This window comes from Pseudokordiimonas caeni, from assembly GCF_026719705.1.
GTDB classification, from domain to species: Bacteria; Pseudomonadota; Alphaproteobacteria; order Sphingomonadales; family Kordiimonadaceae; genus Gimibacter; species Gimibacter caeni.
The window spans coordinates 720,755-746,359 of sequence record NZ_JAPPRR010000002.1; the positions used below are offsets into that span (position 1 = coordinate 720,755).

The 25,605-nt window shown below is 61.6% G+C and carries 29 protein-coding genes and 1 tRNA gene; 11 read left to right on the forward strand and 19 right to left on the reverse strand.

Features of this window, described 5'->3' with window-relative positions; genetic code table 11:
• Positions 1-2 precede the first annotated feature (2 nt).
• From infA to OU694_RS12180, 11 genes are all read right to left on the reverse strand, one after another.
• The gene (infA, locus tag OU694_RS12130; protein WP_191250466.1) at positions 3-221 is read right to left on the reverse strand and encodes a translation initiation factor IF-1; all 219 of its coding nucleotides are present in this window, start codon (positions 219-221) and stop codon (positions 3-5) included.
• Positions 222-458: 237 nt separating this feature from the next.
• A complete protein-coding gene (locus tag OU694_RS12135; RefSeq protein ID WP_308911269.1) occupies positions 459-890 on the reverse strand; it encodes an arsenate-mycothiol transferase ArsC in 432 nt (143 codons plus the stop codon).
• A complete protein-coding gene (locus OU694_RS12140) occupies positions 887-1,384 on the reverse strand; it encodes a UPF0262 family protein (protein WP_308911270.1) in 498 nt (165 codons plus the stop codon). Before OU694_RS12140 ends, OU694_RS12135 begins: the two co-directional genes overlap by 4 nt.
• Positions 1,385-2,689, reverse strand: coding sequence for a histidinol dehydrogenase (gene hisD, locus OU694_RS12145; RefSeq protein WP_308911271.1), 1,305 nt, complete (start codon positions 2,687-2,689; stop codon positions 1,385-1,387).
• Positions 2,673-3,338: an ATP phosphoribosyltransferase gene (gene hisG / locus OU694_RS12150; protein WP_308911272.1), complete on the reverse strand. Its 666-nt coding sequence runs from the start codon at positions 3,336-3,338 to the stop codon at positions 2,673-2,675. The genes hisD and hisG overlap by 17 nt, the downstream gene beginning before the upstream one ends.
• Before the next feature lie 28 nt (positions 3,339-3,366).
• On the reverse strand, positions 3,367-3,810 hold the full coding sequence (locus OU694_RS12155) for a DUF2948 family protein (RefSeq protein WP_308911273.1): 444 nt from the start codon (positions 3,808-3,810) through the stop codon (positions 3,367-3,369).
• A 51-nt stretch (positions 3,811-3,861) separates the two neighbouring features.
• Complete coding sequence (murA, locus tag OU694_RS12160) at positions 3,862-5,145, reverse strand: UDP-N-acetylglucosamine 1-carboxyvinyltransferase (RefSeq protein ID WP_308911274.1); 1,284 nt, start codon at positions 5,143-5,145, stop codon at positions 3,862-3,864.
• Between the two features lie 94 nt (positions 5,146-5,239).
• On the reverse strand, positions 5,240-5,983 hold the full coding sequence (locus OU694_RS12165) for a class I SAM-dependent methyltransferase (RefSeq protein WP_308911275.1): 744 nt from the start codon (positions 5,981-5,983) through the stop codon (positions 5,240-5,242).
• A 177-nt stretch (positions 5,984-6,160) separates the two neighbouring features.
• Entirely contained in the window at positions 6,161-6,946 is a 786-nt protein-coding gene (locus OU694_RS12170) for an FkbM family methyltransferase (RefSeq protein ID WP_308911276.1), read from the reverse strand.
• Between the two features lie 4 nt (positions 6,947-6,950).
• Positions 6,951-7,505 (reverse strand): dCTP deaminase, encoded by a 555-nt coding sequence (gene dcd, locus OU694_RS12175; RefSeq protein WP_308911277.1) that lies wholly within the window; start codon positions 7,503-7,505, stop codon positions 6,951-6,953.
• Positions 7,506-7,526: 21 nt separating this feature from the next.
• Positions 7,527-7,685: a hypothetical protein gene (locus tag OU694_RS12180; RefSeq protein WP_308911278.1), complete on the reverse strand. Its 159-nt coding sequence runs from the start codon at positions 7,683-7,685 to the stop codon at positions 7,527-7,529.
• Positions 7,686-7,849: 164 nt separating this feature from the next.
• On the opposite strand from OU694_RS12180, the gene OU694_RS12185 reads away from it, so the two are divergent.
• Together OU694_RS12185 and OU694_RS12190 are read left to right on the forward strand one after the other, a co-directional pair.
• Positions 7,850-7,924, forward strand: a tRNA-Thr gene (locus OU694_RS12185).
• A gap of 138 nt (positions 7,925-8,062) precedes the next feature.
• Positions 8,063-8,590, forward strand: coding sequence for a uridine kinase family protein (locus tag OU694_RS12190; protein WP_308911279.1), 528 nt, complete (start codon positions 8,063-8,065; stop codon positions 8,588-8,590).
• Positions 8,591-8,671: 81 nt separating this feature from the next.
• Here OU694_RS12190 and OU694_RS12195 read toward each other — a convergent pair whose 3' ends face one another.
• The 4 genes from OU694_RS12195 to OU694_RS12210 form a co-directional block, all read right to left on the reverse strand.
• A complete protein-coding gene (locus tag OU694_RS12195) occupies positions 8,672-9,085 on the reverse strand; it encodes an SRPBCC family protein (protein ID WP_308911280.1) in 414 nt (137 codons plus the stop codon).
• Between the two features lie 8 nt (positions 9,086-9,093).
• Positions 9,094-9,597: an SRPBCC domain-containing protein gene (locus tag OU694_RS12200; RefSeq protein ID WP_308911281.1), complete on the reverse strand. Its 504-nt coding sequence runs from the start codon at positions 9,595-9,597 to the stop codon at positions 9,094-9,096.
• Positions 9,587-9,916: an ArsR/SmtB family transcription factor gene (locus tag OU694_RS12205; RefSeq protein WP_308911282.1), complete on the reverse strand. Its 330-nt coding sequence runs from the start codon at positions 9,914-9,916 to the stop codon at positions 9,587-9,589. Before OU694_RS12205 ends, OU694_RS12200 begins: the two co-directional genes overlap by 11 nt.
• Before the next feature lie 103 nt (positions 9,917-10,019).
• Positions 10,020-10,376: a DUF2794 domain-containing protein gene (locus OU694_RS12210; protein WP_308911283.1), complete on the reverse strand. Its 357-nt coding sequence runs from the start codon at positions 10,374-10,376 to the stop codon at positions 10,020-10,022.
• Positions 10,377-10,593: 217 nt separating this feature from the next.
• Between OU694_RS12210 and OU694_RS12215 the strand changes: the two genes are divergently transcribed.
• From OU694_RS12215 to OU694_RS12255, 9 genes are all read left to right on the forward strand, one after another.
• The gene (locus tag OU694_RS12215; RefSeq protein ID WP_308911284.1) at positions 10,594-11,259 is read left to right on the forward strand and encodes a head GIN domain-containing protein; all 666 of its coding nucleotides are present in this window, start codon (positions 10,594-10,596) and stop codon (positions 11,257-11,259) included.
• Positions 11,260-11,272: 13 nt separating this feature from the next.
• Positions 11,273-11,968, forward strand: coding sequence for a head GIN domain-containing protein (locus OU694_RS12220; RefSeq protein WP_308911285.1), 696 nt, complete (start codon positions 11,273-11,275; stop codon positions 11,966-11,968).
• A gap of 312 nt (positions 11,969-12,280) precedes the next feature.
• The gene (locus OU694_RS12225) at positions 12,281-12,967 is read left to right on the forward strand and encodes a glutathione S-transferase family protein (RefSeq protein WP_308911286.1); all 687 of its coding nucleotides are present in this window, start codon (positions 12,281-12,283) and stop codon (positions 12,965-12,967) included.
• Positions 12,968-13,065: 98 nt separating this feature from the next.
• Entirely contained in the window at positions 13,066-14,013 is a 948-nt protein-coding gene (locus OU694_RS12230; RefSeq protein WP_308911287.1) for an ABC transporter ATP-binding protein, read from the forward strand.
• Positions 14,010-14,747 carry an ABC transporter permease subunit gene (locus OU694_RS12235; RefSeq protein WP_308911288.1) on the forward strand — a complete coding sequence of 246 codons (738 nt, stop codon included), beginning with the start codon at positions 14,010-14,012 and terminating at the stop codon, positions 14,745-14,747. Before OU694_RS12230 ends, OU694_RS12235 begins: the two co-directional genes overlap by 4 nt.
• On the forward strand, positions 14,747-16,606 hold the full coding sequence (locus OU694_RS12240) for a Gldg family protein (protein ID WP_308911289.1): 1,860 nt from the start codon (positions 14,747-14,749) through the stop codon (positions 16,604-16,606). Before OU694_RS12235 ends, OU694_RS12240 begins: the two co-directional genes overlap by 1 nt.
• Positions 16,607-16,617: 11 nt before the next feature.
• The gene (locus tag OU694_RS12245; RefSeq protein ID WP_308911290.1) at positions 16,618-17,673 is read left to right on the forward strand and encodes a DUF4340 domain-containing protein; all 1,056 of its coding nucleotides are present in this window, start codon (positions 16,618-16,620) and stop codon (positions 17,671-17,673) included.
• 92 nt (positions 17,674-17,765) lie between these two features.
• A complete protein-coding gene (gene htpG / locus OU694_RS12250; RefSeq protein WP_308911291.1) occupies positions 17,766-19,679 on the forward strand; it encodes a molecular chaperone HtpG in 1,914 nt (637 codons plus the stop codon).
• A gap of 251 nt (positions 19,680-19,930) precedes the next feature.
• Positions 19,931-21,121: a flagellin N-terminal helical domain-containing protein gene (locus OU694_RS12255; protein ID WP_308911292.1), complete on the forward strand. Its 1,191-nt coding sequence runs from the start codon at positions 19,931-19,933 to the stop codon at positions 21,119-21,121.
• A 140-nt stretch (positions 21,122-21,261) separates the two neighbouring features.
• Here the strand turns inward: OU694_RS12255 and OU694_RS12260 are convergent, their stop codons facing one another.
• Genes OU694_RS12260 through trpB form a run of 4 tightly spaced genes read right to left on the reverse strand, consistent with a single transcriptional unit; the run spans position 21,262 to position 25,599 of the window.
• Positions 21,262-22,581 (reverse strand): bifunctional folylpolyglutamate synthase/dihydrofolate synthase, encoded by a 1,320-nt coding sequence (locus OU694_RS12260; RefSeq protein WP_308911293.1) that lies wholly within the window; start codon positions 22,579-22,581, stop codon positions 21,262-21,264.
• Positions 22,582-22,625: 44 nt separating this feature from the next.
• The gene (accD, locus tag OU694_RS12265) at positions 22,626-23,501 is read right to left on the reverse strand and encodes an acetyl-CoA carboxylase, carboxyltransferase subunit beta (RefSeq protein WP_308911294.1); all 876 of its coding nucleotides are present in this window, start codon (positions 23,499-23,501) and stop codon (positions 22,626-22,628) included.
• 43 nt (positions 23,502-23,544) lie between these two features.
• Positions 23,545-24,372 carry a tryptophan synthase subunit alpha gene (gene trpA / locus OU694_RS12270; protein ID WP_308911295.1) on the reverse strand — a complete coding sequence of 276 codons (828 nt, stop codon included), beginning with the start codon at positions 24,370-24,372 and terminating at the stop codon, positions 23,545-23,547.
• Positions 24,373-24,381: 9 nt separating this feature from the next.
• The gene (gene trpB, locus OU694_RS12275; RefSeq protein ID WP_308911296.1) at positions 24,382-25,599 is read right to left on the reverse strand and encodes a tryptophan synthase subunit beta; all 1,218 of its coding nucleotides are present in this window, start codon (positions 25,597-25,599) and stop codon (positions 24,382-24,384) included.
• Positions 25,600-25,605 lie beyond the last annotated feature (6 nt).

A 25,605-nucleotide genomic window follows, 5' to 3' on the forward strand; every position in this document is an offset into this window, starting at 1 on the left:
CGTTACTTGAAGCGGTAGGTGATGCGACCTTTGGTGAGGTCGTAGGGGGTCAGCTCGACGAGGACGTCGTCGCCAGCCAGCACGCGGATGCGGTTCTTGCGCATCTTGCCGGCGGTGTGACCGAGAATCTCGTGGTCGTTTTCAAGCTTGACGCGGAACATGGCGTTCGGCAACAGCTCGGTTACCGTACCACGCATCTCGAGAACTTCTTCTTTAGCCATTCTTGCTCCTGGACAGTGCCAATAACGGCGCTGGGACCAGGCCCACGCCGTTCAAGTTTCATAAACGCGGGACATACATGATCCGATTGCGGCAGAAATGCAACATTTTTGGCGCGCCCGGACGCAGGCTGCCCGCATCAACAATAGAGGATCGCCCGAAAGTGTGGCCTTGCGGACACGGGGATAGGGTGCGTGACGCGCCGCCCAAGGGATGTGTCACATTGGCGCCGCGCGGGCTTAACTGAAGTGGAAGCGATCCGCGATGCGGACTTCAAGGTGATCCCGCACCAGCCGGTAGCTGTCTATCACGCGGTCGCGGTGGCCTTCGGCGTCGCCGGGATCGGGGGTCGCCCAATATTCGAGCTTGGGATTATCGGCGCCGAGCGTGCGGGCAAGCTTCATGTGGCTTTCGGGCGTCAGCGCCACCACAAGGTCGAAATCGGCGGGATCGACTTCCGATAGCGTTTTCGGGGCATGGTCGGCGATATCGATATCGTCCTCCGCCATCACCGAAACGGTGAAGGGGTCGGCAGCACCCGCGATCAGGCCGACCGATTCGACAAACATGCGCCGCCGCGCCAGCTTCTGGGTGATGGCCTCGGCCATCGGGCTTCTCACGGAATTCTGGTTGCAGACGAAAAGGACGCTTTTCGGGTGCAGGAATGTCATAGCGGGCCTCGGCCTTCCTTCAGGTGCAGGACGCAGATCAGCGTGAACAGGCGGCGGGCCGTCTGCATGTCGATTTCTATCTTGCCGTCGAGACGCTCGCGCAACAGCTCGCTGCCCTCGTTGTGGACGCCGCGGCGCCCCATGTCGATCGCTTCGATCTGCGACGGGCTGGCCGAACGGATGGCCTCGTAATAGCTGTCGCAGATAGCGAAATATTCGCGGATGATGCGGCGAAAGGGCGTCATGGCGAGCCGGAAGCTCATGAGGTCCGATCCGTCTGAGGCGCGCACGTCAAACCCCAGCCGTCCTTCGATGGTGGAAAGGTGCAGCTTGTACGGGCCTTCGTAAGTCTCGTCTGCCGATTTCAGGAGGGCGAAGCTGTTTTCCTCCAGAAGGTCGAAGATGGCGATCCGGCGCTCATGCTCGACATCGGCGCTCCAGCGGGCGACCGTCGAATCGTCAAGCGTGACATCGATGAGCCGGTGATCCGCCATCTAGCCTCCCTGCTTTTCCGGCAGCCGGATGGCAACCGACAGCGCATGGGCGCCCAAACCCTCGGCTTCGGCGAGCTTCACGGCCGCGGGGCCGATGGCCTGCAGGCCTTCATCGCTCATCCGGACAAAGGTAGTGCGCTTCATGAAATCATAAACCGAAAGGCCCGACGAAAAACGCGCAGTGCGCGAGGTCGGCAGCACGTGGTTCGGCCCGGCGATATAGTCGCCGATGGCCTCGGGCGTCAGGCGGCCGATGAAGATGGCACCGGCGTGGCGCACGCGGGCGGCAAACGCGTCTGCGCCCTCGATAGCCAGCTCCAGATGCTCGGCGGCGATCCGGTCGATAAGCGGCAGGGCCGCATCGAAGCTATCAACGGTGATGATGGCGCCGTTCGCCTCCCAGCTTTCGCGGGCGATGGCCGCACGCGGCAGGGTGGCGAGATGGGCATCAACGGCTACGGCCACAGCGTCCGCAAAGGCCACGTCATCGGTGATCAGGATCGACTGGGCGGCGGTATCATGCTCGGCTTGGCTCAGGAGATCAGCCGCAATCCAGGCGGGGTCGTTGCGGTTGTCAGCCACGACGAGAATCTCCGACGGCCCGGCAATCGAATCGATTCCGACCGTGCCGAAAACCTGCCGTTTGGCTTCCGCCACAAAGGCATTGCCGGGGCCGACGATCTTGTCCACCGGGGCAATCGTTGCGGTGCCGAAGGCAAGCGCCCCCACAGCCTGCGCGCCGCCCACCCGGTAAATCTCGGTCACGCCCGCTTCGCGCGCGGCGGCAAGGACAAGGGGGTTGGTCACGCCCTCAGGCGTCGGCACCACCATCACGACACGTTCGACGCCGGCCACAGCGGCCGGGATCGCATTCATCAGCACGCTCGACGGATAGCTCGCAAGGCCGCCCGGCACATAAAGCCCGGCGGCATCGACGGCAGTCCAGCGTTCACCCAGATGGATGCCGGCGTCATCGGTGAAGCCAAAGCCGGTTGGCCGCTGGCGTTCATGATAGGCGCGAATGCGGGCGGCGGCGAGGCGCAGGGCCGCGAGCGTTTCAGCGTCGACCGCTTCCACCGCCGCATCAAGCTCAGCGGCAGTAATCGCAAGACCATTTGTTTCGACGTCGAAACGATCAAACCGGCGGGTGTAGGCGGCAAGTGCCGCGTCACCGTTTGCCTTCACATCAGCAAGGATCGTGGTCACGGTGTCGCGCACGTCAGGCGCACTTTCACGCTTCAGCGACAGCAGCGTGCGGAAATGCGCCTCGAACTCGCGCTCGTTTATATCAAGCCGCCGCGCCACCGACTGCCTCCCTGAAACGTTCGATCCAGTGGCTGAGGGCCGCCGGGCGGGTCTTGAAAGCCGGGCGGTTGACAACGAGCCGCGAGGACACGTCGGCGATCACCGAAACTTCCTTCAGGCCGTTGGCCTTGAGCGTGCCGCCGGTGGAGACGAGGTCAACGATGCGTTTGGAAAGGCCCAAGGACGGTGCCAGTTCCATCGCGCCATTCAGCTTGATGCATTCGGCCTGCACGCCGAGCCCGGCGAAATAGGCGCGGGTCAGGTTCGGATATTTGGTGGCGACCCGGATGTGCGAATGGGCGCGGGGGTCATCGTCCGCTTCCTCGACCGGCATGGCGAGCGACAGGCGGCAATGGCCGATCTTGAGGTCGAGCGGCGAATAAAGATCCGCATAATTGAATTCGGTCAGCACGTCATTGCCGACGACACCCATGTGTGCGGCGCCGAAGGCCACGAAGGTGGCAGCATCGAAAGCGCGCACGCGGATGATCGAAAGCCCCGGCACGTTCGTCGCGAACTCCAGCTGGCGGGATTTCGGGTCGTCGAACGCGGCTTCCGGCTCGATGCCGGCAGCGCGGACAAGCGGCATCACTTCATCAAGGATGCGACCCTTGGGGAGGGCGAGGACAAGTTTTTCCGGGGCGGCCATAGGGGGCTCTTCCAATCCGTTCAGTCAATCAATCATGGTTCGGGCGGGCACCGGCGGGCCATGGCTCCGAGAGGTCGTTCATCAGCCCGTCGATACAGTCGGCCTTCAGACGCACCGATGAGCCACCCGCGAAGGTCAGCACGATTTCGAAGGCTTCGTCAATCGCTTGCGCATCGATGGCGAGAAGGGCGCCGATGGCATCGGGGTCGCCAAGGGCGATATTCTTCGTTGTTGCCGCCGTCACATCATTCAGATGGAAGCCGGTGCGCACGCGCTCCCCCTTTGCCCCGACAAGGCGGGAAAAGAAGCCGGGGGCCGCTTCGTGCCGGTAGCGGTTGCCGATGAGGGCAAAGCGGCGGGCCTTTGCGTCAAAGGCCATGTCAACGGCGGCCACCACGCAGTCCTGCATCAGCGCGGAGGCGACGGACAGGTCTTTCCCGTCGGTGATCCTGAGTTTCAAAGTTTCGGGCATTCGGCCTTACAATTCCTGAACAGAGCGTATCGAATGCCGGTGAATGTAGGGTCAGCCGGGCACGCGATCAACATCGGCGCCAACGCCGCGCAATTTTTCTTCGAGCCGCTCATAGCCGCGGTCAAGGTGATAGAGGCGGTTGACGGTCGTTTCACCGCTTGCCACGAGGCCGGCGAGAGCGAGCCCCATCGAGGCGCGAAGGTCGGTCGCCATCACCGGGGCGGACTTCAGCTTCTGCACGCCGCGCACGGTGGCGCTTGCCCCCGTCACGGTGATGTCGGCGCCAAGGCGGCACAGTTCCGGCACATGCATGAAACGGTTCTCGAAGATGGCTTCGGTGATGATGCTGGCACCGTCTGCCACGGTCGCAAGCGCCATGAACTGGGCCTGCATGTCGGTCGGGAAGCCGGGGAAAGGCTGGGTGACGATATTGAAACCCTTGATGCCGCCTGCGCCCGCCTTCACGCGCACGCCGTCAGCCTTTTCTTCCACAATGGCGCCGGCCTCGCGCAGCTTGTCGAGGATCGCGCCCATGTCGTGGGCAACCGCGCCTTCAAGGAAAACATCGCCGCCGGTCATGAGGGCGGCGACCGCGTAGGAGCCCGCTTCGATCCGGTCCGGCATCACCGTATGGGTGCAGCCATGCAGGCGGTCCACCCCTTCGATGGTGATCGTCTCGTGCCCCGCGCCGGTGATTTTTGCGCCCATCGCATTCAGGCATTTGGCGAGATCGACGATTTCGGGCTCGCGCGCCGCATTTTCGATGGTTGTGGTGCCCTTGGCGAGGGTAGCCGCCATCAGGGCGTTTTCGGTGGCGCCTACGGACGCAAACGGGAAGCGGATCAGGCCGCCGGTCAGCCCGCGCGGGGCGGAGGCGCGCACATAGCCTTCTTCAAGGTCGATCTCGGCGCCAAGGGCGGCGAGCGCCTTCAGGTGCAGGTCGATCGGCCGGTTGCCAATGGCGCAGCCGCCGGGCAGGCTGACGATGGCCTCGCCGGCGCGGGCGACAAGGGGGCCAAGCACGATGATCGAGGCGCGCATCTTGCGGACGAAATCATAGGGCGCCACCGTGTCGTTGATCTCGGCAGCCGAAAAGGTCAGGCTGCGGCCCCGGATGCGCCCGCCCTGGCCGGCAGCGATGGTGATCGCCACCCCCATGTGATTGAGAAGGTCGGCAAGCGTGTTGATATCCGCGAGCCGCGGCAAGTTTTCCAGCGTCACCGGCTCCTCGGTGAGGAGCGGGGCGCACATCAGGGGAAGTGCGGCATTCTTGGCGCCCGATACAGGGATCGTCCCTTCGAGCCTTTTTCCGCCCCTGATGACCAGCTTTTCCACGTTTCTTCTCCTCGCGCGATTGATTGGCGACGCGCACATTGCCCCGACATAGCGGCAGGACGGGGGCAGCGCAAGGGCGGAAGCGGGGCCGCTGTCAGCCTTTTAGGGCGCGTCGCAGCTTGCGCCACAGCCGGACGGGGAGCGGCTTGCGGCGTTTGCGTGATGCCATGACCAGCCGGTCTGCAAAGCTTGGCAGCTCCCCCCCGTCCTTCAGGAGGAACGGCTTGTCAGCCTCGGTGCGGCGGCGGTTATAGTTTTGCTGCCACCAATGGTCGCCGGTTGGCGTGAAAGTGCGGGCATCGGTGCGGCGGAAGATTGCCGTTGTCTGCGACAGCTCGACCAGATCCCACATGGCATCTTCCTGCAGGAAATCGGCCATCCGCCCGATGGTGGCGATCTGCACGTCGTCGATGATCAGCAGGCCGCCCTTCCGGATATGAGGATAGAAATAATAATATTCGATTTCGGGGAAGGGGTAGCCGTGGGGCCCATCGATCAGGACGCAGTCATAGGGGCCTTCATGCACATGCGTCGGCAGCGTCAGTTGGGTTGGCCCGAAGACGGGATTGATGACCGCCGGTTTGGTGAAAGACGAAGTTTCGAAATATCTCACGCTCGACCGGTCCCCTTCGTCGCGGTCGTCGAGACAGAAGACCGTATGACGCTTGGAGAAGTTCGAGAAAAGGATAGTCGAACGCCCGCAGCCGGTTTCGGCGGTGCGCTTCATGCCTTCGGGCAGAAGGGCTTCGATGCGGGCAAGGGTCTGGTAGCGAAGGCCGCCGGCATGATGAACGAGGCGGGCTGCTTCGGAGGCTTTGATCTGGTCGGTAAGGAGCATGATTTTACTGTCGCTTTGACAATCGTGACGGATGGAGGCAGCTGCGACGGTCACTTGCGTTTGGCCAAGGGGAACCTTATGCAACTATTTGTTGTGCAAAGCAACAAACTTGCAGCTTCAGTGAGCCAGAGCCAAGCCTCACGCCCAGCGCCCGTGACAGGTGTGACCCCTGCCGTGTCAGAGGCTGGCGAGTTTTGCTACCGCATATTGTGGCAGGCGGGGCGGAATGTCGGTCCGCTCGAGCGGTACACCGAAATAGTCCCAGCAGATGCTTTGCGGGCGCCAGTCGTCCCGCGTGAAAGGCACGCCCCCGATGGAATACAGGGCATAACCATGCGCTTCGAAGAAGCCGAAGAAATCCTCGCGGTTGAACCCATAGAGATTGCCGGAGGCCTGCCGTCCGCACTCGAATGCAAGGAAGGGGCGGGAGCGGTCGAGTGTGCGGGTTGCGCCGCGCAGGGCATCGAACTCGCCCCCTTCCAAGTCGAGCTTGATGAAAGCCACCTTGCCGAAGAAGCGGGGCACCAGATCGTCAAGCAATACCTTACGGACAGTGATTGTCTCGCGTCCGCCTTCGGCGTCGTCAAAGGGCGTCTGGCGCCGTTCGAGCCCGCTGTAGGCCGGGAAGTCGCGGAAGGCCACGAAGGATGCCTCGCCGCGGCTGTGGCTGAGGGCGACCGGATGCTGTTTGACATTGCGGATGTGGCGCTTTTTGAGTTCACGCTCAAGGCGTTCATGCAGCCACGGCAGCGGCTCCACCGCATGGACATGGCCCCGCTTGCCGACGATATTCGACAGGGGGAAGAGATGGCGGCCGATATGGGCGCCGCCATCCACCACGCGGTCGCCGGGTTTCAGAATGTCGGTGTAGGCAAGTTCAAGGACGTCTTCAAGCAGCCCGCCATAGTTCAGGTCTCGCGCATCTGCTGCAGCCTTCAGGCTGACGAGGGAGGTTTCATCCATGATGTCAGAGTTTCGGCAGGGTGACGCCGGTCTGACCCTGGTATTTGCCCGCGCGCATCTTGTAGCTCACTTCGCACGGCTCGTTGCCTTGCAGGAACAGGAACTGGCAGGCGCCCTCGTTGGCGTAAATCTTGGCAGGGAGCGGCGTGGTGTTTGAAAATTCGAGCGTCACATGGCCTTCCCAGCCGGGCTCCAACGGCGTCACATTCACGATGATGCCGCAGCGGGCGTAGGTGGATTTGCCAAGACAGATCACCAGCACATCTTCAGGCACCCGGAAATATTCAACCGTGCGGGCGAGGGCAAAGCTGTTCGGCGGGATGACGCACACGTCCGTTTCGCGGTCCACAAAGCTTTTGGGATTGAAATCCTTGGGGTCCACCACGGCCGAATCGACATTGGTGAAAATCTTGAATTCGCGCGATACGCGGGCGTCATAGCCATAGGAAGACAGGCCATAGGAAATGTTGCCCTCGCGCACCTGACGGTCGGCGAAAGGCTCGATCATGCCTTTCTCGAGCGACATTTGACGGATCCATTTGTCCGACATGATGGCCATCGATATTCCCCCTCTAGACGTTCATTTGCCGTCGTCCACGTCATCGCGGTCGCGGGCCTGTTCCTTGCGGCGCCGGAGATTGGCCCGAAGCGCTTCGGCGAGCCGGGCTTCACGCTCGGCGGCCTCGCGGGCAGCGTGCGAAAGGGTCGCTTTTGCTTCGGGCTTGTCTGCAGTGCTCATGGCTCAAGCTATGCCCAATGCCCGGCGGATTGACAAGCCCCCGGCTGGGGTTTCGGGCCCGCAGCCCAAGATTCTTTTCAAAGCCTATTGACGGGGCAGCGTTCAAACCTTAGAAGGGCGGCGTTTCGCCTGCCGGGGATTTGTCCCCTGCGATTTATCGGCGGGCCGCTGTAGCTCAGTGGTAGAGCGCGTCATTGGTAATGACGAGGCCGGCAGTTCAATCCTGCCCAGCGGCACCATTCCCCTTCAATCTTGTATCTCCTGCATCCAGCCTGCATGATCTGTCGGTGACTCAAACTATCGACGAAATTGCCGACATGCTATCGGCCCATCTTGAGGCCGTTGCCAGGGAAGCGAGCCGGCAGCCCGGAACTCCCGTGGTGATTGCGCTGGACGGACGCAGCGGTGCCGGGAAATCAACAATAGCGGCTGCGCTCCTAGAATGCCTCGAAGCGGTTGTTTTGTCGGGCGATGACTTTTATGCCGGCGGGACGACGATCCGGACGGATCCGCCGCATGTTCTGGCGGATGTCTGTATCGACTGGCGTCGTCAGGTCGATATCCTGAAGGCTCTGCAAGAAGCTGGAGTGGCGCGCTATCAGCCGTTCGACTGGGAGGCGTTCGATGGCTCCCCGGCAGCGGACACTATCGTCCTGCAGGCAAAGCCCTTCATCATTCTGGAAGGAACCTATTCCGCCCGCCCGGAACTTAGGCACCTTACTGACGTGCTTTGTTTGGTCGAGGTTTCGGACGAGACGCGCATGCGCAGGCTGTTGGCGCGTGAAGGTGCTATCGGGGATTGGGAAAAGCAGTGGCACAGGGCCGAGGACTGGTACTTCGCCAATCTTGCGCCCAATGATGCCTTCGATATTGTCATCTCTGAAAAGGGGTTCGCGAAACGCTGACCGGTTCCTTACCCGAACAAAAAAGCCCCGCCTTTCGAGCGGGGCTTTTGTTTTTCGGGGTTTTGGAGCCGTCGGCGAGGCTCAGGCCTCGGTATATTTCTTGAAATTGTTGAGGATCGCCTGCCAGCCGTTGCGCTGCATCTCGGCCGGATTTTGCGCCTCGGCGTCGAAGGTGGTCGTCACTTTGGTGGCGCCGCCCGTTTCCTCGAAATCGACGACCGCCGCGCGGCCATCGAGCATCGTGTAGGCGATGCGCTTCATCGGCACGACCTCATCATAGATCACTTCGAAATCGAAGCCGAAGCTGCCGTCTTTCGCCTCCATGCGGGCGGAATATTTGCCGCCGGTGCGCAGGTCGTTGGTGGCGTGCGGGCAGCACCAGTCGTCGGACGCGAAGTTCCATTTGGTGATGTGGGCGGGTTCCGTCCAGCATTCCCAAACCTTCGCAGGTGTCGCGTTGATGGTGGCATCGATGGTGATTTTTGTCGCTGTCATGACTCTTTTTATCCAAAGGTTGCGAGAAGCTCGTCGAGCCGCTCAAGGGTGGAGGTAAGGCCTTCCTGCATGCCCATCTGCAGCACGGTTTCAAGCTCGGCAAGCGAACCATAAACCACAAGCGTGCTGACCATGGTGCGGTCGGAAGCAACCTCGGTGAAGGTCACGTCCCAGGTGGAGCGGGGCATGTCCATGTTCGGGGCGCCGGTTTCATCCGAAAAACCGTCATAAGCGCTGTAACCGTCGATCGGGTTGATCGTCCTGTATTCCATCAGGCTCCAGTATTCGTTGCCTTCAGGATCGATCATCGCAAAGTGCCAGTGGCCGCCTTCGCGAAACTCCATCGACTTGGTTTTCGTGGTGAGGGGTTTCGGGGCGAACCAGCGGTCAAGCAGCTCGCTTTTCGTATGGCAGTCCCACACCAGCTGGCGGCCGGCAGCAAATTCGCGCTTCACGGTGACGGTGTTCTTTGCCCTGTCGACAAGGAAATCGAACTGGAGATCAGGCTTCATGGCTTTTTTCTTCCTGCAATATGGCGAGAAGGCTGTCGAGCTGGCTGTAGCGGGTTTCCCAGAGCTTTCTGAACTGTTCGAGCCACATGTCGATTTCCTGCATCTTCTCGAGCTTGAGTTGATAGTGGATTTCCCGCCCTGCCTTTTCCTGATCCAGAAGCCCGCATTCATTGAGGATCTGGATATGTTTGGAGATGGCCTGGCGCGACACCTCGAAATGGTCGGCAAGCGCGTTCGGCGTCATCGCGTGGGCGGCGATCAGCACAATGATGGCCCGGCGGGTGGGGTCGGCTATGGCCTGGAAGATGTCACGTTTCATCGTCGGAACCTCATTGGCAACTGATCGGTTGCATGTTTATATGCAATCATTTGGTTGCGCAACAGAAAAATGCAGCCGTCGGCAAACTGCAGCCGTCGGGGTGTCAGTCCACCGCTTTCAGGAGTTTCGCGTCGAAATAGGCGAGGAGCTTGTCGAGGTCGTGGCCGCGCTTCAGGATCTGGCCGGCGGTGCCGGTGATGCGCCACATGCCTTGCGCGGCGGCAAGGGCGGGTTCCTTGACGATGGTATAAAGCGGCATTTCGCTGGCGCGCCGGAAAATCGAGAAAATGGCGCGATCGGGCAGGTGGTCAATCGCATAGTCTTTCCATTCGCCGGCGGCGACCATGCGGCCATAATAATTAAGAATTTTGGAAAGCTCGGGGCGCAGCAGATAGACCCGGGCGACGGCACGGCCGTTGCCCGGGTGGGAAAACAGCGGTATCGGGTTACTGTCCTCCATACGCTCCCGCAGGTTTCGAAAAGCCGGCGTCCGGCCTTGATGATGGAAAGTTTGCAGCAACCAGCCCGGTTTGGCAAGCTTCGGGGCCTGTGTTGTGGCTTCCTTCTTTCGGCTTGACCTCGGGGCGTGAGGGCGTAGTATATATCAACCTGATATAAAGAAGCCCGCCCAAGCGGGTATGAACGACAGACACAAAGACAAGCGAGGAGACTGCGAAATGACTATGCCCAAAGTTGCCGTTGGCCTGATGGCCGCTGTAGGCGTCGGCGCCCTGCTGATTGCCAGCCCGATTGCGGCGAATGACACCAAGACCGAAACCCGGGATGTTGACGCCTTCACCGAAATCGAGGTGCGTGGCGCCGTGACGCTGGATCTGACCGGCGGCAAGGATCAGAAGGTCACCGTGGAGGCCCCGGCCGACTATATGGAAAAGGTCGTCACCGAGGTGAAAGACGGCAAGCTGATCATCGACATGGAGCGGAACAAGAGCTGGTGGGGCGGCAACGACACGGAGGACGTGACGGTGACCATCACTGTGCCGACGCTCGAAGCCCTTGAAGTGGGCGGCGCGGTTGATGGCAAGCTGAAGGATATCAAGGCTGACAAATTCTCGATCGATGTGGGCGGCGCAGTGAACATTTCGATCGACGGTGAATGCGGGGATCTGGATGTGGATGCGGCCGGTGCGGCCGACCTCGATCTCCGTGATTTCAAATGCAAGAATGCCGATGTTGATATCGCCGGTGCCGGCAATGGCCGCATCTATGCGAGCGAAAGCATCCGCGCCGAGATTTCGGGCGTCGGATCGCTCACCATCTATGGCAAGCCTGCCAAGGTGAAGAAAGAAATCAACGGCATCGGCTCCATCAGCGACGCTGACTGAGGAAGGATCACCCATGACCAGCATTTTCAAGGCCGGCCTTCTGGCCGCTATCATCACTTCGCCCGGCGTTTATGCGGCTGAAAAGGCCGTTACCGAGACGCGCGACCTGGCAAGTTTCACTGAAATCGATGTTGACGGTTCATTCGATGTGTTCGTGAAGGTCGGCCCCGCCCAGTCGGTCAAGGTGACGGCGGACGCCGACATCATCGACCGCGTGGTGACCGAGGTTGACGGCGATGAGCTGACGATCAAGATGAAGCGCGGCAGCTATAACAATATCCGCGAGCTTCGGGTCGATATCACCGTGCCGTCGCTGACCGAAGCCGCGATGAATGGCTCTGGCGATATCGAGGTGGACGGCGCCAAGGGCGACAGCTTCGAACTTTCCGTGAATGGTTCGGGCGATGCGACGCTCAAGAATGCCATGGTCGGCAAGGTCGGGCTTTCGGTGAATGGTTCGGGCGATGTTGATGCGTCCGGCACCTGCACCGAGGTGGAAGCCGAAGTGAACGGCTCGGGCGACGTGGACGCCAGCGGTCTCAAGTGCGAGATCGCGGTGGCGGATGGCAGCGGCTCGGGTGATATCCGCGTGCATGCCACCAAGGAAGTGAAAGCCTCGATGAGCGGTTCGGGCGATATCACCATCACCGGCGCACCTGCCAAGGTGAAAACCAGCGTGAACGGCTCGGGCGACGTTTCGGTCGAATAACCGGTTCGATCTGCAAGATTTTTCCGCCAGTGAGGCTTCGCCGCTTCGCTGGCGGAATTCTTTTCTGCGTCCTTGGAAGGCAGAAAAACGAATTGCCCCAATCTTGCCACAATTGGGCCCGCAGAGGGCCTCAATGCGGGGCGACCATCCAATCGTTGGCCTCGACTGGCCCAGCCACTTGCGAAGGACTGAACCCCTAGCCCCCTCAATCTTCGCATACCCCCGGCTGGGCCAGTTTTACTTTTCTCGACTTTCCCTTTCAGACGGCACTGCTTTTCCGTTAGGCTTCGGCAAACGACCGACGGGGGAGCCATGGTACGTCAATTGTTCGAGCTTTGCGGGCGTGATCCCGCCCTTCGCTTCAGCCCTTATGTGTGGCGGGTCCGGCTTATACTCGAACACAAGGGACTGTCCTTCGAGGGCGTTCCGTGGCGTTTCCTTGATAAGCCGAGCATCGAGCCCGCCGGATCGAAAACCGTCCCGGTGCTGAAGGATGGTGCCCGCTGGGTTGCCGACAGTTTCGATATCGCCTGTTATCTGGATGCCGCCTATCCCGACCGCACGGTGTTTGGCGGGGAAGAAGGCCGCGCACCTGCGCGTTTCTTCAACGAATGGCTCAACCGTACCGTGGTTCTTGGCATCTTCCCGATGATCGTGGCCGATATCGCCTCGGTTCTTGACGAAGAAAATGCCGTTTATTTCCGCCAGACTCGCGAAAAGTATCTCGGGCGCAGCCTTGAAGAGGCGCAGGCCGGGCGCGAGGCTGCCCATGCCCAGTTCCTGAAGGGCCTTGCCCCGGTGCGCGCCACGCTTGAACGCCAGCCCTATCTTGGCGGCAACCGGCCGGGCTTCGCCGACTTCGCCCTGATGGGCACGCTGATGTGGCCGCATGTGGTGAGCAGCTTTGACGTGCTGGAAGGCGCGGGCCCGGTGGCCGACTGGCGTACCCGCATGGACGCAGAGATGGGCGGCGTGATGAACCGGGCAACACGGGCCTAAACCGGGGTGGGGACTTGCAAGCCCACCCGCCTTGGCCTATCTAGCGAAACAGAGCGGCAGGCCCCTGCCGACCCACAGTCAATCGGGGGATTAGACGGATGGATGTGCTTCTCGAAGCGCGAGACCTGAAGAAACACTTCGGGCCGCTTCGCGCCGTGGATGGTATCTCGCTTTCTGTGAAGAAGGGCGAAGTGCTGGGTTTCCTCGGCCCCAACGGTGCCGGTAAAACTACCACTATGAAAATGCTGACAGGCTTTCTGGCGCCAAGCGCCGGATCGGCCATTGTTTGCGGTGAAACGGTCACGGCCGGCAATGCCGCCGCGCGCCGCCGCATCGGCTACCTGCCGGAAGGCGCGCCGCTTTACGGCGACATGACGCCTGCCGGCTTCCTCGCCTTCATCGCCGCCGCCCACGGGATCGAAGGGGCAGTTGCGGAAAAAGCGGTGCGCGATGCCGCCGGTGCTGTGCAGCTTGAAAAGGTGATGGAACAGCGGATCGAAACGCTGTCCAAAGGCTTCAAGCGCCGGGTGGGGCTTGCCGCCGCCATCCTGCATTCCCCTGATGTGCTGATCCTGGATGAGCCGACCGACGGCCTTGACCCCAACCAGAAGCATGAAGTGCGCCGCCTGATTGGCGCCATGTCGGCCGAGCGCGCCATCATCATCTCGACCCATATCCTTGAAGAGGTCGAGGCGCTGTGCAGCCGCGCCGTGATCATCAACGCCGGGCGCATTGTCGCGGACGGCACGCCCTCGGCCCTGAAGGCGCGGTCGATCTATGTCGGTGCCGTGACCATGCTGGTGCCCTCGGCCGATGCCGATGCCATTGTGAATGCTGCCAAGGCGCTTGATGGTGTGGCAGGCGTGGAAGCAGCGGGTGAGGGCGACCGTACCCGGCTGACGATCCTCGCCAAGCCCGCAGCCCAGATCGCCGATCCGGTCGGTGACCTGGTCGCCAAGCACGGCTGGCATGTCAGCCAGTTTTCGGTTGATGGGGGCCGGCTGGACGATGTGTTCCGCAGCGTGACGACGGGGAAGGCAGCATGAAGGATATGATGACCATCTTCCGGCGCGAGTTCGCGAGCTATTTCGCCACGCCGCTCGCTTATGTGTTCCTTGTGATCTTCCTTGTGATGCAGGGGCTTTTTACCTTCTATGTCGGCCAGTTTTACGAGCGCGAGCAGGCTGACCTTGTCTCCTTCTTCGCCTACCATCCGTGGCTTTACCTGTTCCTTGTGCCGGCCATCGGCATGCGGCTCTGGGCCGAGGAACGCAAGTCGGGCACGCTTGAACTGCTCCTTACCCTGCCGGTAAATACGAGCGCGGTGATTGCCGGCAAGTATCTCGCGGCCTTCGCCTTCACGGGCCTGGCGCTTGCGATGACGCTGCCGATCTGGATTACCGTCAACTGGCTCGGCGACCCCGATAACGGAGTGATCGTGACGGGCTATCTTGGCTCGCTCCTGATGGCTGGTGCCTATCTTGCCATCGCGGCGGCCATGTCGGCGCTGACCAAGAACCAGGTCGTGGCCTTCATCCTTGCCGTGTCCGTCTGCTTCCTTTTCATGGTGTCGGGCCTGCCGATGGTGCTGGATACCGCAGGCGGCATCCTGCCCGGGCCGCTCGTCGGCGTGGTCGCCAACCTGTCGTTCCTCGCGCATTTTGAAAATCTGCAGAAGGGTGTCGTCGGCCTTTCCGACGTTGTCTATTTCCTCACCGTGATCGCCCTGTGGCTCGGCATCAACCGGGTGATCGTTGAAAGCAAGCGGGAGGCCGGTTGATGGGTAACCTTATGTCCAGACTGACGACGCGCCCCGGCGCGCTCATTGCCCTGATGGTGCTTCTGTTCCTGTCGGTCACGATCCTTGGCGACCGCTTCCTGCGCGGGGTCAGCCTCGATCTTACCGAAGACGGGCTCTATACCCTGTCGGATGGCACGATCGAAACGATCGAGGCATTGGGCGAGCCCGTGACCTTCGACCTCTATTTCTCCCGCGCGCTCGCCACGCCCTATCCGCAACTTCTGTCGTTCGGCAAGCGGATCGAGGATCTGGTGGCCACACTTGCCAGTCGGTCCGGCGGCAAGATCATCCTGAATGTGATCGAGCCCGAGCCCTTCTCGGAAGACGAGGACCGCGCGGTGGAAGCCGGCCTCAAGGGTGTGCCGCTTACCGATGGCTCGACGCTCTATCTGGGCCTTGCCGCGCGCAACGCGGTGGACGGTGAAGCCTCGATCCCCTTCTTCAGCCAGGAACGCGAGCAGTTCCTTGAGTACGATCTCGTCAAACTCATCGGGTCGCTCTCGGACGCCGGCAAGAAACGGCTGACGCTCCTGACGGCTTTGCCCATGCAGTTCGGCCCCGGCGGCCCGCAGGCCATGATGTCGGGTCAGGCGCAGCCTTATGTGCTTTATGAACAGCTTCGCGAATTCTATGACGTGCAGGAAATTGCCGAGGATTTCACCGAAATCCCGACTGAAACCGACGTCCTGATGATCGTGCAGCCACCGGCCTTGAATGACGACCAGCTTTTCGCCATCGACCAGTTCGTGCTGAAAGGCGGTCGGGCGCTGGTGTTTCTTGACCCGCACTCGGAAGCCATGAACCCGCGGGCCATGGCGCCTTCGCCCTCGAACCTGGGGCCGCTCCTGAAGGCCTGGGGTGTGGACATGCCCGAAGGCAAGGTCCTTGGTGATGCCGCGCTTGCCCAACGTGTGCAGATGGGCGGCTATGGCCCCGATTCGGTGAAGGACTATGTTTTCTGGCTGAATATTGGCAAATCGAACCTGAACGGCGACGATGTGGTCACCGGTGCCATCGACACGCTCAATCTGGCAAGCGTTGGTGTGCTGAACCCGGTTGAAGGGGCAACCACGACCGTGACACCGCTCATCACCTCGAGCTCGGCTTCGATGCTGTTCGATGCTGCCCGCGCCGTCGGCATGCCGGACCCGGACGGGCTGATGCGCGACATGGTGTCGGACGGGGAAACCCATATCATCGGCGCTCGCCTCTCGGGCCCCGCGAAATCGGCCTATCCCGACCGCGTGAAGGTGGACGCGCCAACCGTTGATGCCGGCGGCGTGGCCGAAGGCAATATCAATCTGGTGCTGGTGGCGGACAGCGACCTTTTTGACGACCGCTTCTGGGTGCAGGTCCAGAATTTCATGGGCGAACGGATGGCCGTGCCGGTGGCCGGCAACGGTGGCTTCGTGCTGAACCTTGCCGATCATATCGCGGGCTCCGAAGCGCTTCTTGACCTGCGCGCCCGCGGCATCGCCCGCCGGCCTTTCGTGAAGGTGGAGGAAATGCGCCGCGAGGCGGATGCCCGCTACCGGTCGGAGGAGCAGGCGCTTGAAGAAAAGCTGCAGGCCGCCGAACAGCGCCTTGCCGAGCTCGAGGGCCAAGTGCCGGAAGGTCAGGCCGTCTTCTCGCCTGAGCAGGAAGCCGAGATCGAACGCTTCCGCACCGAGCTTGTGGATACCCGCAAGGCGCTGCGGGAAGTGAAGCGGGAACTGCGCACCGAAATCGAAGGCCTTGGCCACCGCCTTGCCTTCATCAACATTGCGCTCATACCGATCCTTCTGGTACTCGCAGCACTCGGCCGGGCTTATGTCCGGCGCCGCCGGATCACCGGTTGAAGGGAAGAGAGATGACCGAACGCACCACCAATATCCTTGGCTGGCTGACCCTTGTGGCCGTGCTGGCGGCTATCTGGGTCCTGTTCGGGGAAGACCCGACTCGCGAGCATGGCGCCCGTGGCGAGCCGACCTTCCCGGGGCTCGAAGCCACCATCAACGAGGCGGTGAAGGCCAAGGTATGGACGAAGGACGGCAAAGGCCATGTCACCCTCAATAAGGGTGACGCTGGTTGGACCATCGAGGAACGCGGCGGCTATGCGGCGGACGACGCCAAGGTTCTCACCTTCCTGCGCGGCCTTGTCACCTCCACCCGGCGCGAACCCAAGACGGGCAGCGAAAGCGGGCTCAAGGAAGTGGGCCTCGGGCCCGACGCGCCTGCCATCGAGGTGATGGGCGCGAACGACAAGATGCTGGCCACCTTCAAACAGGGCAAGCGCCGCGCGCATCCGGATGGCAAGTCGCTCACCTATGTGATCCGCCCGGATGAGGAACGTTCTTGGCTCGTCACCGACCTGGCCGAGGTGTCGGCCGATCCCGCCTTCTGGATCGAACCGCAGGTGTTCGACATCAAGGAAAGCCGCGTGGCGGAAGTCACCCTTTCGGGCGTGACCCTGTCGCGCGGCCTTGATGCCACCGATTTCAGCGTGCTGACGGCGCGTGAGGATGAAAAGCCGGCAGGGGCGTGGGAACTGCGCGAACCTGCCCATATCCTGACGGCGCTGACGGCCACGGACGTGCGCTCGTTCGAGGGGCTGGAAGCCGCCCCTGTGCAGACAGTGTCGCTTAAAACCTATGACGGCCTCACCATCATGCTGGAGCTTTATGCGCTCGATGACGCCACCTGGGCACGGCCGGTTGCCTTCTTCGATCCCTCGGCGCGCGATCAGGGCGAGCCCGGTATCCTGCCCGACGCACCCGAAGATGGTGCCGCCGAGGCGGAGGCCATCAAGGCACGGGTGAACGGCTGGCTTTACAGGCTTGCCGAGGCTGACGCCAAGGTGCTTCTGAAGGACCGGTCGGGCTTTGTGACCGAGACGAAGGTCACCTCTTCCCTCGGCCAGTCTTGAATCCGCGAAAGCGTTCCCTAAATCGGGGGCATGGAGTGGCGAACGCCATTCCGGCCCCTTTCCATTTTTGACGAGATAACCCGAGGACAGATATGGCTGACGATGTAAAACAGGCAGCAGAAGCCAAAGAAACCCGTGGCTTCGAGGCAGAAGTCTCGCGCCTGCTGCATATGATGGTGCATTCCGTTTATTCGGACCGCGAGATTTTCCTGCGCGAGCTGATTTCGAACGCGTCGGACGCGTGCGACAAGCTGCGCTATGAAGCGCTGACGAACCCCGCGCTCACCGCTGACGACCCGGCCTTCAAAATCGCCATCACTGTGGATGAAGCGGCCCGCACGCTGACGGTTTCCGATAACGGCGTCGGCATGAGCCATGATGACCTGATCGCCAACCTCGGCACCATCGCGCGCTCGGGCACCGCGGGCTTTGCTGAGAAGCTGACCGGTGACGCCAAGAAGGACGTGCAGCTGATTGGCCAGTTCGGTGTCGGCTTCTATTCCGTCTTCATGGTCGCCGACAAGGTGACCGTGACCTCGAAGCGTGCCGGCGAGGATGTGGCGCACGTATGGGAAAGCAGCGGCGAGGGTTCCTACACCGTGGCACCGGCCGGGAAAGCCACACGCGGCACCGATATCGTGCTGCATATCAAGGAAGACGCCGACGAATTCCTGAAGAAATTCCGGCTCGAGACCATCATCCGCACCTATAGCGACCATATCGGCGTGCCGATCACGCTGGCGGTGAAGGCGAAGGACCAGGCGGAAGAGGCGGAAGCCGCTGCCGTCAACGAAGGCTCCGCTCTCTGGACCCGCCCGAAGGCGGATGTGACGGAAGAGCAATACAAGGAATTCTACCACCATGTCGCCCATGCGTGGGACGATCCGGCCCTGACGCTGCATTACAAGGCCGAAGGCATGCAGGAATATACCGTGCTTCTGTATGTTCCGGGCGCCTCGCCGATGGATCTTTTCGATCCCGCCCGCAAGCCCAAGGTGAAGCTTTATGTGAAGAAGGTCTTCATCACCGATGATACGGGCGAGCTGATCCCCGGCTGGCTGCGCTTCCTGAAAGGTGTGGTCGATAGCCAGGACCTGCCGCTCAATGTCAGCCGCGAGATGCTGCAGAATAATCCGCTTGTCACCCGCATGTCGAAAGCCATCGTCAAGCGCGTGCTGGGCGAACTTGAAAAGCTTGCGGAAAGCGACAAGGACAAGTTCGAGGCCATCTGGGCGAACTTCGGCGCCGTCCTCAAGGAAGGCATCTACGAAGATTTCGAGCGTCGCGAGCAACTGCTGAAACTCGCCCGCTTCAAATCGACGAATGGCGACGGCTGGACCACGCTTGCCGATTATGTCTCGCGCATGAAGGAAGGCCAGAAGGCCATCTATTATGTCACCGGCCCCGACGAGGCCGCCGCGCGCCGCCTGCCCCAGCTTGAGGGCTTCAAGGCCAAGGGCGTTGAAGTGCTGGTGCTCGCTGATGCGGTTGACGAATTCTGGCTGCAGATGGTGACGGAACATGAAGGCCATGCCTTCCAGTCGATCACCCGAGGCGGCTGTGACCTCAAGGACATCAAGGGCGAGGACAAGCCGGAAGATGCCGGCAAACCCAAGGCTACCGAAGGCGCGATGACGGCGCTGACCGTGCTGATGAAGGAAGTGCTCGGCGACACCGTGAAGGAGGTGCGCGCTTCCGACCGCCTCATCGAAACGCTAGCCTGTCTTGTCGCTGACGAAAGCGCGATGGACATGCATCTCGAACGCTTGCTGAAGGCGCACAAGAAGCTCGATCACCTGTCGGCCCGCATTCTGGAAGTGAATCCCGGCCACCCGCTGATCGTCGCGCTCGCCGCCAAGGCCGGCGACAAGGGCGCCGCCGACAGCCTGAAGGATGCCGTGCATCTGGTGTATGATCAGGCGCGCATTCTGGAAGGCGAAGTGCCCGAAGATCCGACAGCTTTCGCCCGCCGCGTAGGTGAGGTGATGGTCAAGGCGCTTGGCTGATCGGCAATAATTGCCTGCGAAGTGGGTGGCACAAGTTGCCGCCCTGCAGAAATTGCCTATATCGAAAAACATGAGTCGGAACGGGGTGTTACAGCGCCCCGTTTCTTTTTGCGCGGATTCCTGCGGGGAATCTGAAAATGAATCACTTTTTTGAGATCGGCATAGTTATTGCTTAAAATTTTAACGGAGCAGTATGCCCCGCAGACAGAATGTCAACCCGCCGCCGAACGCGGTAAACGAGCAGTAGCTTAATGTTCTCGGTGAACACCAACGCAGGGGCGCTTAAATCCCTGCAAAATCTGAACACGACGAGCGGCCTTCTGGACCGCACCCAGGGTCGTGTGAACACCGGACTGAAGGTCGCATCCGCCAAGGATAACGCGGCCGTTTTTGCTATTGCCCAGACCATGCGTGGCAATCTCGCTGGCCTCAGCGCAGTTCAAAACTCGCTTGACCGGGCCATGTCGACCCTCGATGTCGCCATCGCCGGCGCTGAAGCAATTTCCGATCTTCTCATTGAAATGAAAGAAAAGGCAGTTGCCGCCAAGGACCCGGGCCTTGATGCCGACAGCCGCACGTCGCTCAGTGATGACTTCGTGCAGTTGCGCGACCAGATCGAAAGCATAGCCCGTAACGCATCCTTCAACGGCACGAACCTGCTGACAGGCGACAGTCTCGCAGCCATTACCGATGAAAGCGGCACGTCTGCCAATACGATCACCGGTACCTTCGCGGAACTCACCCTGAGCGCCCTCAGCCTGAACGAGACAAACCTGACGACTATTCCCGCAACGTCCGTCAGCGGAACCGTTGAATCGCTTGCAGGACAGAATCTTTTTGCCAACTCGGATTCGGACTTTCTGGCAGCGCTCGTCAATCTGGAGAATGCCAACGGCGGAAATCTTGGGGGCGAGAATATCAATACGGGAACGTTCGCCACCAGCAACAACGATGGTCAGGCATTCGACACCGATTATGTGGACGCCGTCTTCGCTGCACTGGGCGTTTCGAATCAGTATGATTCGGCGAAGCTAGACGGATTTTCCCCCTTTGAAATCGATTTCTCCGCAAGTTCGACCATTCATCTGGTAAGGGACGGTGCTTCCTCCTATCTGGTGAATGGCGACCCGACAGCGGGTGCTGGTTCGGCTGATAGCCCAGAGGCAGCCGGGAATGCCCTGACCAAGATCGAAACAGCCATCGATACCGTTAATACGGCGCTCTCTAAGCTTGGCTCAACCGCCAAGCGGCTGGAAATCCAGAAGGGCTTCACGACCAAGCTTTCGGATGGCATTGATGTGGGGATCGGCAATCTGGTGGATGCTGACCTCGCCAAGGAAAGCGCCCTCTTGCAGGCGTTCCAGACGAAGCAGCAGCTTGGCCTGCAGGCGCTGGGTATTGCCAACCAGGCGCCGCAGTCGGTCCTCAGCCTCTTCAGCTAAAAGCTCTCTCTGTCGGTTATAACGGAAACGCGCCCTTCGAGACGCCCTTCGGGCTCCTCAGGGCGAGCGGTGCAGCATGGAATGCCGTTCGGTCTGAGGAACGGCGAAGCCGTGTCTCGAAGACCGCAGCGTTGGGCGCCTCAGTCGGGGTAAAGCCCGGCATGCCTGAGCACCCGACCCGCCAGATACAACGATCCCGCAATCATCACGAACGGAGCTTCGCCGGGCTTCGTGGTGGCCGATACCATGCCAAGGGCGGCAGGCACATCGCGCGCCACAGTGCCGCTGATGCCGATGTCGGTGGCGGTGGCGGCGATATAGGCGGGGTCCACAGCTGCCGTTTCACCCTCGATGGGCACAGCAATCACGCGCGAGACAAGGCCGGCAAGCGGCTTCAGGAAGCCCGCCACATCCTTGGTGTTGATCATCCCCATCACAAGCGTGACGGGGCGGGATACGGGGTCCGCCCCCTGCAGCACGGGGCGCAGGATGCCGGCAGCGGCCGGGTTATGACCGCCATCAAGGATCAGCGTGGCGCCTTCGGGCAATAGCGTGTGCAGGTTGCTGCCGGCGAGATCCTGCAGGCGCGCGGGCCAGCGCACCCAGCCCATGCCGGCACGGATGGCTGCATCGGTCAGGCGCAGGGCCTTTTGCGTGCGGGCAATGGCAACGGCGAGCCCGGCGTTGTTGATCTGATGCAGGCCCTTCAGGGATGGCAGCGGCAGGATCAGCTTGCCCATCTCGTCGCGGTAATGGAAGCTGTCGCCGGTCTCCGCAGGCGCCGCGTGCCAGTCAGTCTTGAAGAATTTGGCCGGTGCTTTCAGCCCCTGTGCAGTTGCCTTGATCACCTGGTTCGCGGCACCGAGCTGCGGGCCAACCAGCACCGGCACGCCCGCCTTGATGATGCCGGCCTTTTCGCCCGCGATCGCCTCAATCGTTTCACCCAGATACTGCTGGTGATCGAAGCTGACGGGCGTGATGGCGCAGGCGATGGGCTTTTCAATCACGTTGGTGGCATCGAGCCGCCCGCCAAGGCCAACCTCCAGAATGCACAGGTCAGCCGGCACGCGCGAGAAAGCGAGGAAAGCGGCGGCGGTTGTCACCTCGAAAAAAGTGATGGGGTCGCTGCCGTTCGCAGCCTCGCATTCCTCAAGAAGCGCGGTCAGCGCGTCTTCCTCGATCAGCTTGCCGGCGACGCGGATGCGTTCGGCAAAGCGCACGAGATGCGGCGACGTGTAGACATGCACGCGGTAACCGGCGGCCTCCGCAATGGCGCGGAGCGTGGCGGTTGTCGATCCCTTGCCGTTGGTGCCGGCAATATGCACGACAGGCGGCAGCTTCTTTTCAGGGTTGCCGAGCCGGTCCAGGAGACGGGTCAGCCGGCCGAGCGACAGGTCGATCAGCTTCGGATGCAGATGCATGAGCCGCGCAAGCACGGTGTCGCTGCCGGTCGTATCCATCTGGGCGGGCCCTCGTTCGGGCGGAAGGTCGGGTGAGCTTACCCTTATTCCGCAGCGGCGCGGCGACGATACTGGCCGCCCATGACAAGTTTGAGAATGGTGGCAAGTTCGTCCTTCAGCGCATGGCGGTGCACCACACGGTCGACCATGCCGTGATCCTTCAGATACTCGGCGCGCTGGAAGCCTTCGGGCAATTTTTCGCGGATCGTCTGTTCGATCACGCGGGGGCCCGAGAAGGCGATCATGGCGCCGGGTTCGGCGAGCTGGATATCGCCGAGCATGGCGTAGGAGGCCGAAACACCACCCGTCGTGGGATCGGTGAGGACAACGATGTAAGGCAGGCCCGCTTCGCGCAGCATCTGCAGCGCCACGGTGGTGCGGGGCATCTGCATCAGCGACAGGATGCCTTCCTGCATGCGGGCGCCGCCCGATGCCGTGAACATAACGAAGGGCGCATTCAGCTTCAGCGCCTGACGGGCGCCGGCGATGATGCCATCACCCACGGCCATGCCCATCGAGCCGCCCATGAAATAGAAGTTCTGCACGGCGACAACCGCTTCGGTGCCGCCGATGGTGCCGGAGGCCACCTTGATGGCGTCATCGTCGCCGGTGTCGGCGCGGGCGGCCTTCATGCGGTCGGTATATTTTTTGGAATCGCGGAATTTGAGCGGATCCTGCACGGGGCGGGGCAGGCTCATCAGCTCGAACTTGCCTTCGTCGAACAGCGCGTTGAAGCGGCCGGCAGGGGGCACGCGGTCATGATGATCGCAGTGGCCGCACACATACTGGTTCGCCTCGAAATCCTTCTGGAAGATCATCTGGCCGCAGGCTTTGCACTTGTGCCACAGGTTATCCGGTGTCTCGCGGGAGCTCAGCACCCGCTGGAGTTTCGGTTTCACATAGTTGGTAAGCCAGCTCATGACGGTACCCCTCGAATACTTATACGCGGTGTCTTATCGGCTCTCAGGGCTTGCGGCCCCGGGCCACGCCCGCTTTCAGCCCGGAAACGAATCCGAGCACTTCGCGGACGAGACCATCTGCCGGTTTGCCGTTTTCGTCAAGCCCTGCCTCGATCCGGGAGACGATGGCAGAGCCGACAACAGCAGCGTCGGCATGGGTTGCAACCTCTGCCGCCTGTTCGGGCGTGCGGATGCCGAAGCCCACGGCCACCGGCAGGTCGCTTTGCGCCCGGATGCGGGCCACGGCCGCCGCGATATCGGTGGAAGCTGCCGATTTCTGGCCGGTCACACCCGCGACTGACACATAATAGACGAAACCGCTGGCACCATCGAGGATCGTGGCAAGCCGCGCGTCCGTGGAGGTCGGCGTGGCCAGACGAATGACACTGAGGCCGGCGGCCGTTGCAGGCTCGCGCAGTTCGGCGTCTTCCTCGGGCGGCAGATCGACGATGATCAGGCCGTCCGCACCTGCGTTCACGGCATCCTTCACAAAGGCGTCGATGCCATAGGCCATGATGGGGTTGAAATAGCCCATCAGCACGATTGGCGTTGTGGTATCGCCCTTGCGGAAATCACGAACGAGATCGAGCGTGCGCACCATGCTGGCGCCTGCCTTCAGCGCGCGCCCTGCCGCCTTTTCAATGGCAGGGCCGTCGGCCGACGGGTCCGAGAAAGGCATGCCGAGTTCGATGATGTCGGCACCCGCTTCAGGCAGGCCCTTCAGGATATCGAAGGTGGTGGCATGGTCGGGGTCGCCCGCCACAATGAAGGGGATGAGCGCGGCGCGATTTTCGGCCTTGAGGGCAGCAAAGCGATCAGTCAAACGGGTCATCGGCGGTCCTCAGTCGATTTCGGCGCCAAGCGCCTTGGCAACGGTGAAGATATCCTTGTCGCCACGGCCGGAAAGGTTGAGCACGATCACATGATCCTTCGGCAGGTCGGGCGCGATACGGATGATGTGGGCGATAGCGTGGCTCGATTCCAGGGCCGGAATGATGCCTTCAAGCTCGGCCGTCAGGCGGAAGGCGGCCAGCGCCTCATCGTCGGTTGCCGACACATAATTCACGCGGCCCGCTTCATGCAGCCACACATGCTCGGGCCCGATGCCGGGATAATCGAGGCCAGCCGAGATCGAGTGTGCCTCGGCGATCTGGCCGTCGGGCGTCTGCAGCAGATAGGTGCGGTTGCCGTGCAGCACGCCGGGGGTGCCGCCGCTGATGGAGGCAGCGTGCTGGTCGGTATCAACCCCGTGGCCGGCAGCTTCCACCGCATCCATCACGATCTCGGGCTCGTCGAGGAAGGGATGGAACAGCCCCATGGCGTTCGACCCGCCGCCGACGCAGGCGACCAGACGGTTCGGCAGACGGCCTTCGGCTTCCATGATCTGCTCGCGCGTCTCACGGCCGATGATCGACTGGAAATCGCGAACCATCATCGGATAGGGGTGCGGGCCCGCAACCGTGCCGATGATGTAGAAAGTGTCGTGAACATTGGTGACCCAGTTGCGGAGCGCTTCGTTCATCGCGTCCTTGAGCGTTGCGGAGCCCGAGGTGACGGGCTGGACTTCAGCGCCCAGAAGCTTCATGCGGAAGACGTTCGGCTTTTGCCGCTCGATATCGACGGCCCCCATGAAGACGGTGCATTCAAGCCCGAAGCGCGCGGCGACGGTCGCGGTTGCCACGCCGTGCTGCCCCGCGCCCGTTTCGGCGATTACGCGGGTCTTGCCCATGCGTTTGGCGAGGAGCACCTGCCCGATGGCATGGTTGATCTTGTGGGCGCCTGTATGGTTCAGCTCTTCGCGTTTGAAATAGATCTTGGCGCCGCCCAGATGTTCGGTCAGGCGCTCGGCATAATAAAGCGGGCTCGGCCGGCCGATATAGACGCGGTTAAGCTCGGCCAGTTCCGTCAGGAATGCGGGGTCTTCTTTCGCCTTCGCATATTCCTTCTCGAGATCAAGCAGGAGGGGCATCAGGGTTTCGGAGACATAACGGCCGCCGTAGGGGCCGAAATGGCCGCGCTCGTCGGGGCCTGTCCTGTAACTGTTCGGGGCGTCCGCCATCGTTTC